Annotated in this window: 14 protein-coding genes; 10 read left to right on the top strand and 4 right to left on the bottom strand. The window is 61.9% G+C overall.

Going from position 1 to position 13747, the window contains the following annotated elements; genetic code table 11:
* Together V3W39_RS08970 and rnk are read left to right on the top strand one after the other, a co-directional pair.
* Positions 1-219 carry a DUF1289 domain-containing protein gene (locus V3W39_RS08970; protein WP_177043746.1) on the top strand — a complete coding sequence of 73 codons (219 nt, stop codon included), beginning with the start codon at positions 1-3 and terminating at the stop codon, positions 217-219.
* A gap of 131 nt (positions 220-350) precedes the next feature.
* Complete coding sequence (rnk, locus tag V3W39_RS08965) at positions 351-761, top strand: nucleoside diphosphate kinase regulator (protein ID WP_010168013.1); 411 nt, start codon at positions 351-353, stop codon at positions 759-761.
* Here rnk and V3W39_RS08960 read toward each other — a convergent pair.
* The 3 genes from V3W39_RS08960 to V3W39_RS08950 all read right to left on the bottom strand — a co-directional run bounded on the left by V3W39_RS08960 (position 758) and on the right by V3W39_RS08950 (position 4448).
* A complete protein-coding gene (locus V3W39_RS08960; RefSeq protein WP_330212510.1) occupies positions 758-3598 on the bottom strand; it encodes a class I adenylate cyclase in 2841 nt (946 codons plus the stop codon). The genes rnk and V3W39_RS08960 overlap by 4 nt on opposite strands.
* A 168-nt stretch (positions 3599-3766) precedes the next feature.
* Positions 3767-4015 (bottom strand): TIGR02647 family protein, encoded by a 249-nt coding sequence (locus V3W39_RS08955; protein WP_177119991.1) that lies wholly within the window; start codon positions 4013-4015, stop codon positions 3767-3769.
* A 148-nt stretch (positions 4016-4163) separates the two neighbouring features.
* A complete protein-coding gene (locus V3W39_RS08950) occupies positions 4164-4448 on the bottom strand; it encodes a hypothetical protein (protein WP_088422102.1) in 285 nt (94 codons plus the stop codon).
* Between the two features lie 125 nt (positions 4449-4573).
* Between V3W39_RS08950 and V3W39_RS08945 the strand changes: the two genes are divergently transcribed.
* Positions 4574-5233, top strand: a complete 660-nt coding sequence (locus V3W39_RS08945; RefSeq protein ID WP_177043749.1) for a glutathione S-transferase family protein — start codon at positions 4574-4576, stop codon at positions 5231-5233.
* Between the two features lie 110 nt (positions 5234-5343).
* Here the strand turns inward: V3W39_RS08945 and argH are convergent, their stop codons facing one another.
* The gene (gene argH, locus V3W39_RS08940) at positions 5344-6738 is read right to left on the bottom strand and encodes an argininosuccinate lyase (protein WP_177043750.1); all 1395 of its coding nucleotides are present in this window, start codon (positions 6736-6738) and stop codon (positions 5344-5346) included.
* A 564-nt stretch (positions 6739-7302) separates the two neighbouring features.
* On the opposite strand from argH, the gene V3W39_RS08935 reads away from it, so the two are divergent.
* From V3W39_RS08935 to V3W39_RS08905, 7 genes are all read left to right on the top strand, one after another.
* Positions 7303-8049 (top strand): LytR/AlgR family response regulator transcription factor, encoded by a 747-nt coding sequence (locus V3W39_RS08935; RefSeq protein ID WP_259195498.1) that lies wholly within the window; start codon positions 7303-7305, stop codon positions 8047-8049.
* 138 nt (positions 8050-8187) lie between these two features.
* Entirely contained in the window at positions 8188-9129 is a 942-nt protein-coding gene (gene hemC, locus V3W39_RS08930) for a hydroxymethylbilane synthase (protein WP_177043752.1), read from the top strand.
* The gene (locus V3W39_RS08925) at positions 9126-9893 is read left to right on the top strand and encodes a uroporphyrinogen-III synthase (RefSeq protein ID WP_177043753.1); all 768 of its coding nucleotides are present in this window, start codon (positions 9126-9128) and stop codon (positions 9891-9893) included. The genes hemC and V3W39_RS08925 overlap by 4 nt, the downstream gene beginning before the upstream one ends.
* An 18-nt stretch (positions 9894-9911) precedes the next feature.
* Complete coding sequence (locus V3W39_RS08920; protein ID WP_177043754.1) at positions 9912-11030, top strand: uroporphyrinogen-III C-methyltransferase; 1119 nt, start codon at positions 9912-9914, stop codon at positions 11028-11030.
* A 5-nt stretch (positions 11031-11035) separates the two neighbouring features.
* Positions 11036-12277 (top strand): heme biosynthesis protein HemY, encoded by a 1242-nt coding sequence (locus V3W39_RS08915; RefSeq protein ID WP_177128888.1) that lies wholly within the window; start codon positions 11036-11038, stop codon positions 12275-12277.
* A gap of 237 nt (positions 12278-12514) precedes the next feature.
* Entirely contained in the window at positions 12515-13036 is a 522-nt protein-coding gene (locus V3W39_RS08910; protein WP_177043756.1) for a disulfide bond formation protein B, read from the top strand.
* A gap of 206 nt (positions 13037-13242) precedes the next feature.
* Positions 13243-13701, top strand: a complete 459-nt coding sequence (locus tag V3W39_RS08905; protein WP_008439329.1) for an Rsd/AlgQ family anti-sigma factor — start codon at positions 13243-13245, stop codon at positions 13699-13701.
* Positions 13702-13747: the final 46 nt, after the last annotated feature.

Raw genomic sequence — 13747 nt, 5'->3', positions numbered from 1 at the left:
GTGACGCAGCCCGCACCTGTACGCCCGCCCAAGCCGCTGTTCAGCAATGTCAGCCCGGCGGTGCCGTCACCTTGTATCAGTTTATGTCGGCTGGATGAGCAGAAAGTCTGCCTCGGCTGCTTCCGCCACGTGGAAGACATCCGTGAATGGCGCTCTGCCGATGATGCGCGGCGCCGCGTGATCGTCGCCCAGGCCGAGCAGCGCAAGGCCTCCACCTGAGGCCGTCTTGTTTATTTATTGTGCTGTGGTAGTGTCCGGGTACACCTCAACTCATCGAGGTCCGTGAGAACCCCGCCTTTTTCTGGCGGGGTTTTGCTTTTTTGTGCAGAAAAAAGGAGTCTGCCTGAATCATGACCGCACCTTCCATCATCCTCACCCGTCTTGACGTGCAGCGTCTTGAGCAACTGATCGACCGTGTAGGCGAGGCGTCGCCGGGGGTTGAAGCCCTGCAACACGAACTCGACCGCGCCGAAGAAGTGGTTGGCCACGATGAAGTGCCTGCAACTGTCGTGACCATGAACTCCAGCGTGCATTGCCGTGAACAAGGCAGTGGCAAGGACTATCACCTGACCCTGGTCTACCCCAAGGACGCGAACGCCGACGAAGGCAAGATATCGATCCTGGCGCCGGTGGGCAGCGCGTTGCTGGGCCTGCAAGTCGGCCAGCACATCGACTGGCCAGCGCCGGGCGGCAAGACCCTCAAGCTTGAATTGCTCAGTGTCGAAGGCCAGCCAAAAGACGGCGGCGCGTTCTCGCTTTAAACCTGGTTCAGCGCTTCATTGAGCGCCAGTTCCAGATCAGCCTTGTAGCGCAGGTACAGATTGCTCGGGCTTTGAACATCACCGAGCAGGCCGGACAGGTCCAGATCGGTGATGTAGCAGCGGTAGCGCTCGGCCTCCTGGCGTTGCCCGACGATTTGCTGGGCGACCACCGCAAACAGCTGGTCGCCAAATTCCAGCTCGGAAAACTCCCGTTGATTGCAGTACAAGGTGATGCCCACCTGGCCCGGTGCAGCCTTGCCGATAATCGCCTGCACGTCGTAGAACGGCTTATTGGCCGGGGTTTGCGGCGCCGGGCGTGGTTCAGCCCGGCGTGCGCGACTGCTGCCGGACGGCAACAGCTGGTAATACAGGATTTGCACCGCGCCCAGCGGCTGTTGCGGGTCCAGCGGCAGCAGTGCGTCGCGGCGATAAATGATCGACTGCAGGAAGCGCTGCAACGGCACCAACAGGCTTTGCTCGTCGTGAAACGGCAGGCGCTGCTGCCAGAGTGCGTTGAATTCATCCAGCACGTACAGCTCGGCGACCCCCTCGTTGATCCGGTAGAACACCTGTACGCAGTCGGGCAGGCCCATGGGCAGCAGCAGTGCCAGGTCGTGGTCTTCCAGGGCCATGGTATCGAGGTGCAGCGGGCTGTAGCTGGCCTGTTCTTCGCTGAGGTAGGCGATCAACGCGTCCTGGGTCGCCAGTGACACATGGTTGGCCTGGCCGGGCGTCAGTTCCATCACGTGGTAGTGCTGTTGCACCTGCACCAGGTAGCGATGGTTTTCCTGGCCCAGCAGCAGGTTTTGCGCGGTGTCGAAGATTTCTTCCACGCGCTGGGCGATGAATTGTGCGCGGTTGTGACAGAAGCAGCGTACCCGCAACCGTGGCAAATGATCGGCGGGTAGCTGATTCAAGTAGTCCCGCAGGCAGTCGAGCAGTGCGTGGGGGCCGTCGTAGCGACTGACCATCACCTCGTTCCAGCTGTTGACGGTGACCTGGTCCAGGGTCAGCACCAGGTTTTCCCGTACGCCCGCATAACTCAGGGAGTCGGTGCGCTCGGTGGTCATCAGGATGTTCAGGTCGCGGTGATGCTTGAGCGGGTCGACACCGACGTTGATCAGCAGCAGCACTTCCTCGGGCACTGCCGAGCGCAGCAGGCGTTCCTCATCCACGCTGGCCAAAGGCAGCACGACAGTCTGTTGCAGGCTGCCCAGCAGGTTGAACAGCTCGAACTCGGTCATGTCACTGCTACCGGGATGCAGCGCCAGGCGGGTACTGCTGTCGATCACGCCGTTGCGGTGGCACCAGGTGAGCATTTCCAGCAGGTCGCGGCTGCGCTTGATCGGCGCAAAATGCTCCCATTCCAGAGCGGTCAGGCTGCCGTTGTACAGGCCCCAGTGATACTGGCCCGGCTCTTTGCGGTTGGGCGACTGCACCAGCGTCAGGGTGTCTTCGGCCAGGTCCGGGGCGATGCCAGGGTTGATGAACTCGACCTTGCCGGCCTTGCGCTCGAATGCGGCGTACAGGCGCCGGCCCAGCACATTGAGGTCGCGCTTGTTGATCAGGCTGACGGTCTGTTCGGTGCGGGCAAACTGGGTCAGGAAGCGGTAGCTGTAGTTAAGCTCGTTGACCAGCGCTCGGCGTTCGGAGGCCACCTGGCGGACTTTCCATTGGCTGCGGCTGTCCAGCAGGGCCAGTTGGCGCTGGTCCCAACCCCACTCATGGGCCAGGCGCTCCAGCAGCAAGCGCTGCCAGCCGGATGCGCGCTGGCCGGCCGTGAGTTTGCGGTTGACCTTCAGGTACAGGCTGCGCCGTACCAGTTCCAGGCGTTCCGGCTCGTTGCGGGCCTTGAGGTATTCCTCGATCCGGCGGTAGACCACGATGTACGGGTCCAGCTCGTCCAGGTCCACCTGGTTGGCAAACACCGCCCGCTTGAAGCGCAGGCTCAGGCACTGCACCTTCGGGTGCTCGCTGGCGTAGACCTCGGTCAGCAGGAGTTTGAGCACCGACTTGTAGGGCGATTCGATGCCCTTGAACAATTGCCACAGGCCGGCGCCGATAAATTCACCCGGCGGGATGTGGGCCAGGTGGCCCAGGTCGAGGGTTTCGTCGGCGCGGATAAAGCGCTTGGAGATCAGCGCATGGGTGAATTCGGCGTAGCGGGTTTCTTCGTACACCGGCACCAGCCACCAGATCGGCGTGCGCCCGGCCAGCCAGATGGCGGTGCGGTAGAACTCGTCCAGCAGCAGGTAATGCTGGCTGGTGCCGCAGTCTTCGGAGCTCAGTTGGGTGTCACGCTCGCCCTGGATAAAGCGCGTCGGCTCGATCAGGAAGAAGTGCGCCTCGGCGCCCATGCTCAGGGCCCAGGTTTCCAGCAGCTGGCATTTTTTGCGCAGCTCGGCCAGTTCGTTTTCCCCAAGATCGGCGGCGTGGCAGACCCACACGTCCATATCACTTTGATCGGCCTGGGCCAGTGTGCCCAGGCTGCCCATCAGGAACAGGCCGTGAATCGGTCGCGGCGGGTTGCCGTGCCGGGGCTTGTAGCAAAACGTGCGGGTCAGGCGCTGGGCCTCGGCCAAGGCTTGTGCGTCGGGTTCAAAATTCGACAGGCCGGCCGGCGTACTGCCCGACACATAGCCCGGCAGCAGTGGGTGATTGACGTGGAAAAACAGTGGCAGCAGCGTCAATACGCTTTGCTGGCGCGGCGTCAGCCCTTCAACGGCCCGGGCCATGCGGCCCTCGTTCAGGGCCAGAAACCGCGCGCGCAACTGGGCCAGCACCTTGCGGTCGATGCCTTCGTCCAGGTCGGGGCGGATTTCGTGGGTGCGGGTCATGTCGAACTCGGTGGCTCGCAGGGCCCGACGTGGGCGGCCGTTGGGGAGTTTACAGCCAGTAGCGTAGGAGGTTTAGCGGGAATTTGTGTTTGGCGCCGGAATTTTATCCCGGGCGCAGGAATGCCCGCGGAATCCGTGAAAAGAGGATCCCGTGGGCGATACGAAATGTCAGGCGGCTTCTTTGGCGGTCTTCAGAATAGTCAGCAGGCTTTGTGCGTGTTCGGCAGCATCCCGGCCGAGGCTGGTGAGGTAACCACCGTCTGGCTGGTCGATCAGGTCTTTATCAAACAGGCGCCGGGCAGCGGCAATGGCAGTGGGAGCGGCAGTCTGATGAACTTTCAGACCTTCCTGGGAGCTGCCCAGGTTGAAGAGTGCAAGGATTTCCAGTTCGGCAACCAACTCAGGGGTATACGACATAAGGACTCCAGACTTTCTAGGAATTTTTAGACGTTAGCAGCCATAAGGTGAACGCACTTTGGCGGCCTGTCCAGTCGGAACTCATGCGGCGTTGATGTAGGGCAGGATTGTGGCCAGCAAGAGTTTGCTGGCCAGCGCGGGGTGGCGCTTATTGCTTCTCGGGCGGCAGCTCTGGCAGTGCGCGCAAGGTAGTTTCATACCATTCGGTATTGAAGGCGCGGTCTTCTTCGAGCAGGGCGTCGATTTCGATGGCCAGGACGTGGGCCATCATTTGCAGGATGTCTTCGCGCTCGTAGCCCACCAGGGTCAGCTTGTTGAACGTGGCCTTGGCGGCGGGCGGGTTGTCGCTTTCGATCTGGTTTTCGATCGCTTCAATCAAGGTGGTCTCGGCGAACTCTTCTTCGTCGTTGTCGATATCGGTTGGCTCGCTCATGGCAGGCTCCTGAAGGAAAGGGCGCCAGTCTACCCCCATTCACTCGGGTGATGCTGCTGGCCAGGCGTGGCATCCCGATCTATAACCACTGCTGCCAACCCCGTACACGGCCTGGAGGCTTTGTGATGCTCAAGCTTTATGGATTTTCGGTCAGCAACTACTACAACATGGTCAAGCTGGCGCTGCTGGAGAAAGGGCTGCCCTTCGAAGAGGTGCCGTTCTACGCAGGCCAGACCCCTGAAGCCTTGGCCGTGAGCCCGCGGGGCAAGGTGCCGGTGCTGGGTGTCGAGCAAGGGTTCATCAATGAAACCAGCGTGATCCTCGAATACCTCGAACAGACCCAGGGCGGGCGTTCGCTGCTGCCGAGCGATGGGTTCCAGCGGGCCCAGGTGCTGGCGTTGTGCAGGGAGATCGAGCTGTATATCGAGTTGCCGGCCCGGGCGTGTTTCGCCGAGGCGTTTTTCGGGATGCCGGTGCCGGAGGCGATCAAGGACAAATCCAGGGCTGAGCTATTGCTTGGGGTTGCGTCACTGGGGCGGCATGGGAAGTTCGCGCCGTATGTGGCGGGGGACAGTTTCACGATTGCGGATTTGTATTTCGTGTACAGCGTGGACCTGGCGTGTGCCGTGGCCGGGAAGCTGTTCGGGCTGGATCTGTTGGCTGAGATGCCGAAGGCCAAGGATTTGCTGGCGCGCTTGCAGGCGCTGCCGAATGCCCAGCGGGTGGCGGCGGACAAGGAGGCGGCGATGCCGGCGTTTATGGCGATGGTTGCGGCGAAGAAGTAGATAGCTGGCGTCTGTGAGGGCGCCATCGCGGGCAAGCCCGGCTCCCACAGGTGACCGAGTTGTTCTGAAGAACTCGATCTACTGTGGGAGCTGGCTTGCCTGCGATGCTTTTAGCGGCTGGCGAGCAACGCCTGGCCGCGAACCACGGCAGCCTTCACCTGCGCCGGTGCAGTCCCGCCGATATGGTCACGGGCATTCACCGACCCTTCCAGGGTCAGTACCGCAAAGACGTCCTGCTCGATCTGGTCGCTGAACCGGCGCAGTTCTTCCAGGCTCATTTCCGCCAGGTCCTTGCCAGTGTCCACGCCGTACTTCACCGCATGCCCGACGATTTCGTGGCAGTCGCGGAACGGCAGGCCACGGCGTACCAGGTAGTCCGCCAGGTCGGTGGCGGTGGAGAAACCGCGCAGGGCCGCTTCACGCATGATGGCGTGCTTGGGCTTGATCGCCGGGATCATGTCGGCAAACGCCCGCAGCGAGTCGCGCAGGGTATCGGCGGCGTCGAACAGCGGTTCCTTGTCTTCCTGGTTGTCCTTGTTGTAGGCCAGCGGCTGGCCTTTCATCAGGGTCAACAGGCCCATCAGCGCGCCGAATACCCGGCCGCTTTTGCCGCGTACCAGTTCCGGCACGTCTGGGTTTTTCTTTTGCGGCATGATCGAGCTGCCGGTGCAGAAGCGGTCCGGCAGGTCGATGAACTGGAATTGCGCACTGGTCCACAGCACCAGCTCTTCGGAGAAACGCGACAAGTGCATCATCGCAATGCTGGCCGCGGCGCAGAATTCGATGGCGAAGTCACGGTCCGACACGCCGTCCAGGGAGTTACCGCCCACGGCGTCGAAACCCAGCAGTTGCGCGGTGTATTCGCGGTCGATCGGGTAGGTGGTGCCGGCCAGTGCGGCGCTGCCCAGCGGCATGCGGTTGGCGCGCTTGCGGCAGTCCACCAGGCGCTCGTAGTCGCGGCTGAGCATTTCGAACCAGGCCAGCAGGTGGTGGCCGAAGGTCACAGGCTGCGCGGTTTGCAGGTGGGTGAAGCCGGGCATGATGGTGCCGGACTCACGCTCTGCCTGTTCCAGCAGGCCTTTTTGCAGGCGGGTGATTTCCGCCAGGATCAGGTCGATCTCGTCCCGCAGCCACAGGCGGATATCGGTGGCCACCTGGTCGTTACGGCTGCGACCGGTGTGCAACTTCTTGCCGGTCACACCGATGCGGTCGGTGAGGCGGGCCTCGATGTTCATGTGCACGTCTTCCAGGTCGACGCGCCAGTCAAAGGTGCCGGCTTCGATCTCGCCACGGATGGTGGTCAGGCCGTCGATGATGCTGTCGCGCTCGGCGTCGGTCAGCACGCCGACCTTGGCCAGCATCGTGGCGTGGGCGATCGAGCCCATGATGTCGTGGCGGTAGAGGCGCTGGTCGAAGGTGACGGAGGCGGTGAAGCGCGCGACGAAGGCGTCGACGGGTTCACTGAAGCGGCCGCCCCAGGACTGGTTGGTCTTGTCGGTGCTCATGGATTCGCTCGTGATCTGCTGGAAAGAGGGCATGAAAGTGTGGCGCCGATAATAACAGGGTTGCCCCCGGAGGCGATGATGCCGGGGCGCGGCATTTTTATTTGTTTCCAAGATGGCTAAGTGCCTTGCTCCCGGCCTCGCGCAGGACGAGACTGGAGCCAGGACCGAACGGGGGTTTAAAACTTGCGGTCCTGGGCCTGGCAAAGCGTGTTTATTGAAACGATATTTGACGATTGAGCAATATCGTCTTCGCGAGCGTCTACAGTTGCACTGATAGAGCATCGCGCTGACAGAAGGTGCATTGCACCAATGCCGGGCGATGAGGTCGAACTCCAGGCTATCCATTAGAGAGGGGGTGTTCGTATTGTGTATCAGCAAACCCTACGACGATGCCCGAAGGCAGCAGGCTTTGGGCGCGATTGAACAGGTCCGGGTAAATATTGGTGCCACTCTCGGGGCACTTTTTGCCGCTCGCGCTAGTCTTAGCGTGGATCGCCGTGACGGAAGTCACCGCACCTGTCTACGCTATCCTTGTGCGAGACTCACGCAGGAATCCAGCGCAATATGAATGTCCTGATCGTTGATGACGAACCCCAAGCCCGCGAGCGACTGAGCCGTTTGGTCAGTGAACTCGAGGGTTACAGTGTCCTTGAGCCGAGCGCCACCAGTGGCGAGGAAGCCTTGGCCCTTATTGACAGCCTCAAGCCGGATGTCGTTTTGCTCGACATCCACATGCCGGGCCTTGATGGCTTGCAGGTAGCTGCCCGCCTGAGCGAGCGAGAGTCGCCGCCTTCGGTGGTGCTGTGCGCCTCCCAGGATGAGTTCTCTTCCGAGGCCCTGGATGCCAGCGGCGTCAGCTTCCTGGTCAAGCCGATCAATGCCGATGCACTGCTTCGTGCCTTGAAGAAGGCCGAGCGTCCCAACCGTGTCCAGCTCGCCGCCTTGACCCAGCCCGCAGCCCAGGGCGGCAACGGCCCGCGCAGTCATATCAGCGCCCGCACCCGTAAGGGCATCGAGCTGATTCCTTTAGACCAGGTGGTCTATTTCATCGCCGATCACAAGTACGTGACCTTGCGTCACGAGGCCGGTGAAGTGCTGCTCGATGAGCCGCTCAAGGCCCTGGAAGACGAATTCGGCGACCGCTTTGTGCGCATCCACCGCAACGCGCTGGTGGCCCGCGAGCGTATCGAGCGCTTGCAGCGCACGCCGCTTGGGCACTTTCAGCTGTTCCTGAAAGGCCTCAATGGCGACGCCCTGATCGTCAGCCGGCGCCATGTCGCCGGTGTGCGCAAGATGATGCAGCAGCTTTAGCCCGAGGGCTGAGGCGAGCTTCACCGCCCATATCCCGGTGCGACGCGGCCAGGGAGGCCCCGCACTTGCTGATTCAAATCAAAGCGCCTTTGCCTGAGCTGTTATTATCTGCCGTATCTATTCAGTACGGATTGATCCATGTCCTCTCGCGAAATCCGCATCGCCACCCGTAAAAGCGCCCTGGCCTTATGGCAGGCCGAGTACGTCAAAGCACGCCTTGAGCAGGCCCATCCCGGCCTCAAGGTGTCCCTGGTGCCCATGGTCAGTCGCGGCGACAAGCTGCTTGATTCGCCATTGTCGAAAATCGGCGGCAAGGGTCTGTTCGTCAAGGAACTGGAAACCGCGCTGCTGGAGAACGAAGCCGACATCGCCGTGCATTCGATGAAAGACGTGCCCATGGACTTCCCTGAAGGCCTGGGCCTTTTTTGCATCTGCGAGCGCGAAGACCCGCGTGACGCCTTCGTTTCCAATACCTACGCCTCCCTTGATGAATTGCCCCTGGGCAGCGTCGTCGGCACCTCCAGCCTGCGTCGCCAGGCACAGTTGCTGACCCGTCGCCCGGACCTGCAGATCCGCTTCCTGCGGGGCAACGTCAATACCCGCCTGGCCAAGCTCGACGCCGGCGAATATGACGCGATCATCCTCGCGGCAGCTGGTCTGATTCGCCTGGGCTTCGAAGACCGCATCACCTCGGCCATCAGTGTCGAAGACAGCTTGCCGGCTGGCGGGCAGGGTGCCGTAGGTATCGAATGTCGCACCGCCGACAGCGAAATCCATGCGCTGCTCAAGCCCCTGGATCACCACGACACTGAAGTTCGCGTCACCGCCGAACGTGCCCTTAACAAGCACCTCAACGGTGGCTGCCAGGTGCCGATCGCCTGCTACGCGGTGCTTGAGGGCGAGAACCTCTGGCTACGTGGCCTGGTGGGTGACCCGAGTGGCGGGCTGCTGCTCACCGCAGAGATTCGCGGGCCGCAAAGCGAGGCGACCAGCCTCGGTATCAAAGTCGCCGAAGAACTGCTGGAAAAAGGCGCCGGTGCCATCCTGCAAGCCGTGTACGGCGAGGCCGGTCCGCAGTGACGCAATGGCGTGTGCTGCTGACGCGGCCTGGCGATGAGTCGGCCGCCTTGGCGGCGACGTTATCCGAAGCAGGCATCTTCAGCAGCAGCCTGCCATTGCTGGAGATTGAAGCGCTGCCCGTCACGCCTGAACAGCAGGCGGTTTTTCGCGAGCTGGACCGTTATTGCGCGGTGATCGTGGTGAGCAAGCCGGCGGCGCGCCTCGGCGTGCAGTTGCTGGCTCAACACTGGCCGCAGCCACCGGCCGTACCGTGGTTCAGCGTCGGCGCTGCCACGGCGCAGGTCCTGGCGGATCACGGCCTTGATGTCAGCTATCCCCAGGACGGCGATGACAGCGAAGCCTTGCTTGAACTGGCCGCCTTGCGCGAGGCTATCGCACGGCCCGCTGCCCGGGTGCTGATCCTGCGGGGCGAGGGCGGGCGCGAGCTGCTGGCTGAGCGTTTACGCGAGCAAGGTGCTAGTGTCGACTATCTGGAGTTGTATCGCCGTTTCCTGCCGGATTACGACAGTGCAACCCTGACCCGGCGCATAAACGTGGAACGCTTGAACGGCGTGGTGGTCAGCAGTGGGCAGGGTTTTTTACACCTGCAGGCCCTGGCTGGCACAGAGTGGCCCCAGGTGGCCCGGCTGCCGTTGTTCGTGCCCAGCCCGCGAGTTGCCGAAATGGCGCGTGCCGCTGGCGCGCAAGAAGTTGTGGATTGTCGTGGCGCGAGTGCCGCGGCTTTGTTAGTGGCGTTACGGAGCGTTTCCGTTCCCACTCTCTAATACGCAAAGGATGGATACGTGAGCGAAACAGCCTTGCCTAAAGATGAAGCTCAGCCCGTGCTTGAAGCGCCTGTTGAGACACCGGTCACCACCGCTCCGCGCCGTGGCAACGGCCTGGCCATCGTGGCCTTGTTGCTCGGTGCTGCTGGCGTTGCCGCCGGTGGCTGGGGGATCTGGCAGGTCCGCGCACTGCAGGCGAGCAGCCAGCAACAGCTGGGCCAAGTGCAAACCCTGGATGACCAATCCCAGAGCCTCAAGCAGAGCCAGCAGCAGTTGTCGGCACGCTTGGGGCAACTGCCAGGCGCTGATGAACTGGAAGAGCGCCGCCGGCTGGTGGCGCAATTGCAGGGCGATCAACAGCGCTTGAGCCAGCGCCTGGAAACCGTGCTGGGTGCCAGCCGCCAGGACTGGCGCCTGGCCGAGGCCGAGCACCTGATTCGCCTGGCCAGCCTGCGTCTGTCTGCCTTGCAGGACATCAACAGTGCGCAGGCGCTGGTCCAGGGCGCCGACGAGATCCTTCGCGAACAAAGCGACCCGGGCTCCTACGCCGCGCGTGAGCAGTTGGCCAAGAGCCTCGCTGCCTTGCGCAGCCTTGAGCAGCCGGACCGCACCGGGCTGTATCTGCAACTGGCGGCATTGCGCGATCAGGTGGTGCAACTGGCGGCCATCGCCCCGGAATATCAACTCCCGGAAGCCGCCAATGAGGGTCGCCCGACCACCGATACGGACAGCCGCTGGAGCCAGTGGTGGGAGCAGATCTCGCGGTATTTCCGCATCGACTTCAACCCGGATGACAACATTCGCCCTCTGTTGGCAGGTCAAGGCCTGAACCAGGTGCGCCTGGCCCTGAGCCTGGCGCTGGAGCAGGCGCAGTGGGCGGCACTCAACGGCGAGCCGGCGGTGTACAGCCGATCCCTGGGCGAGGCCCGCAGCGTGTTGCAGGACAACTTCAATCAGGACAACCCGCAAAGCAAAGCCATGCTGGCCCGTATTGCCGAGCTCGAGCCCAAGGCCGTCTCGGTGGTGACGCCGGACCTGGCCGCGAGCCTGGCCGCCGTGCAGGCTTACCTTGACCGTCGCCACCTGTCTGCCGAAGAAGCCAAGGCTTCCGCTGGCAAACCGGCGACCCAGGAGTAAAGCCGATGAAGCGTTTCTATGTGATCCTGGTGCTGGCGATTGCGATCGCCCTGGCACTGGCTGTGGGCATTTCGAAACACACCGGCTACGTGTTGATTACCTATCCCCATGTGCTGCATTACGAGTCCGGGCTGTGGTCGACGCTGGTGGCGCTGTTTGCCATCGGCCTGGTGATCTATTTGGTCCGGGTGCTGCTGGGCCTGGTGCTGACCTCCGGTGGCGTGGTCAATCCGTGGTCGCGACGCAACCGCAGCCGCCGGGTCCAGGTCGCCATTGAGCAGGGCCAGATGGACCTCGCCGAAGGGCGTTGGGCCAGTGCCGAGCGTCACTTGCACCGTGCTGCCGAAGCCGAACGCCAGCCATTGCTGTATTACCTCGGCGCTGCCCGCGCAGCCAACGAGCAAGGGCGTTATGAGGAAGCGGACGGCTTGCTGGAGCGTGCCCTTGAACGACAGCCCCAGGCCGAACTGGCGGTGGCCTTGAGTCATGCGCAGTTGCAGATGGACCGTGGCGACACTGACGGTGCCCTGGTCACCTTGCAGGCCATGCATGAGCGTCACCCCCATAACGCTCAGGTACTGCGTCAGCTGCAGCGCCTGTATCAACAGCGCGGTGATTGGTCTTCGGTGATCCGGCTGTTGCCGGAACTGCGCAAGGACAAGGTGCTGCCACCTACCGAGCTGGCCGACCTGGAGCGTCGCGCCTGGGGCGAGAACCTGACCCTGGCTGCCCAGCGCGAAGAGCTGGGCGAGGCGGGCCAGCAGTCTCTCGAGCGAGCGTGGCAACAACTGACTTCCGCCCAGCGCCAGGAGCCACAACTGGTGCTGGCTTACGCCGAACAACTGCGCCAATTGGGCGCAGACGCCAAGGCCGAAGAAGTGTTGCGCGGTGCGCTCAAGCGCGAATACGACAGCCATCTGATCAGGCTCTACGGTTTGCTGCGTGGCAGCGACTCGGCGAAGCAGTTGAAGTTTGCCGAAGGCTGGCTAAAGGATCACCCAGGCGATGCCAGCCTGTTGCTGACCCTCGGGCGCCTGTGCCTGCAAAACAGCTTGTGGGGCAAGGCGCGGGACTACCTGGAAAGCAGCCTGCAGGTGCAGCGCAACCCTGAAGCTTGCGCCGAACTGGCGCGCCTGTTGGCGCAGTTGGGCGATACCGAGCGCAGCAACCAATTGTTCCAGGAAGGTCTGGGCTTGCTGGACAAGCGTTTGCTGGCATCCCCGCTGCCGGTACCGGCCCGGGTTTGACGTAGGAAACAGCGTTAGGGTTGGCTCAGAAATGTCTGGCGGCCAACCCTTCGATGCCACCCACTAGCTGTAGTCAATACGGCTTGTAGTAAACTCCTACACAGACGCGCGTTTAATCACTCTGCTTTTGGCGGGATATCCCTACGCTCTCGCGGAATCGTCTGCTCTGGCGCGTATTGAAAGGGGTAAGGCCTTTCCTCTACCGTAACTACCTATCTCTTGCGTTGCGGATAAACAATGTCTTTGGCCCCCTCACGCTCCCTCTTCCTCCTGGCTTTTTTGGCTGGTGCGCTGACGCTGGGCGCGTCCTTTTACCTGGAATATGCCGCGCTTTTGCGTCCTTGTTTCCTTTGCCAGGTGCAACGAGTTCTTGTGGCAGCCTTCACACTGATCAACCTGGTGGCGGCAATTCACGGGCCCAGGCGGTTCGGGATCTACCTGTATTGGCTGGCGAGCATGGGCTGTGCCGTATTGGGCGCCATCACTGCCGTACGCCAGGTGCTGTTGCAAAATACGCCGCCGGAACAGCTACCGACCTGTTGGCCCAGCCTCCAATACATGATCGAAAACCTGTCGCTGCGGGAGGCGTTGGCGCTCGTGTTCAAGGGCACCGTCGACTGTGTGGAAATCAACTGGACGCTGTTCGACTTGAGTATTCCCGAGTGGAGCCTGCTGTTCTTCGTGGCCATGCTGATCCTTGGCGTGACGCAGTTCTCGCGGTTGCTGCTGAGCCAGCGTTTTGGCCTTGCGCGGCACTGACCGGTGCCCGCGGGTTGTAGGAAGGGATTAAACACTTGTATGAACTTTCTCTCCTGCGTACCTTGATGCCATAGTCGTGCGGGCATAATCTGGCCCGCACGCGTTATTGAAACAGACTGTTCGATGCACCTTTGCCCGGTGGCCGCTTTAACCTTGAAGTGTTGCGCGGGCAGCGGGCGGCGCCCCTATAGGGAAGAGAGATCATCATGCTGGAAAGTTGTCAGAATGCTCAGGAACGCTGGGGTGGGGTGCACAAACTGATCGATGGTTGGTTGAAAGCGCGTCACGAACTGGTTCGGGCCTTTGATGCTCTCGGTGCCAAGCCCGAAGCGCTAAGCGAGAACCGCAAGCCATTGCAGGAATTCTGCGGCGTCTTGGTGGATTACGTCTCGGCGGGGCACTTCGGTGTCTACGAGCAGTTGACCAAAGAGGCCGAGGCCTTCGACGATCAACGTGGCCTGGACTTGGCCGAGACGATTTACCCGCGCATCGACGTCATCACCGAGAAGCTGCTGGCGTTCAACGACCTGTGTGATGCCGGCAAGTGTGTTGCAGAAAAATTCAAAGAGCTGGGCGGTTTGCTTCACGAGCGTTTCGAGTTGGAAGACTGCCTGATCGAAGTGCTGCACAACGCTCACAAGGAAGAGTTGACGGCCAAGGCCTGACTCGTCGCAACAAAAAAACGGTGCGCATTGCGCACCGTTTTTCGTT

The organism is Pseudomonas sp. Z18(2022) (assembly GCF_036346535.1).
Taxonomy (GTDB): domain Bacteria; phylum Pseudomonadota; class Gammaproteobacteria; order Pseudomonadales; family Pseudomonadaceae; genus Aquipseudomonas; species Aquipseudomonas yamanorum_A.
Note: the sequence above shows the minus strand (reverse complement) of the source record. Positions and strands in the feature narration are given on the sequence as shown.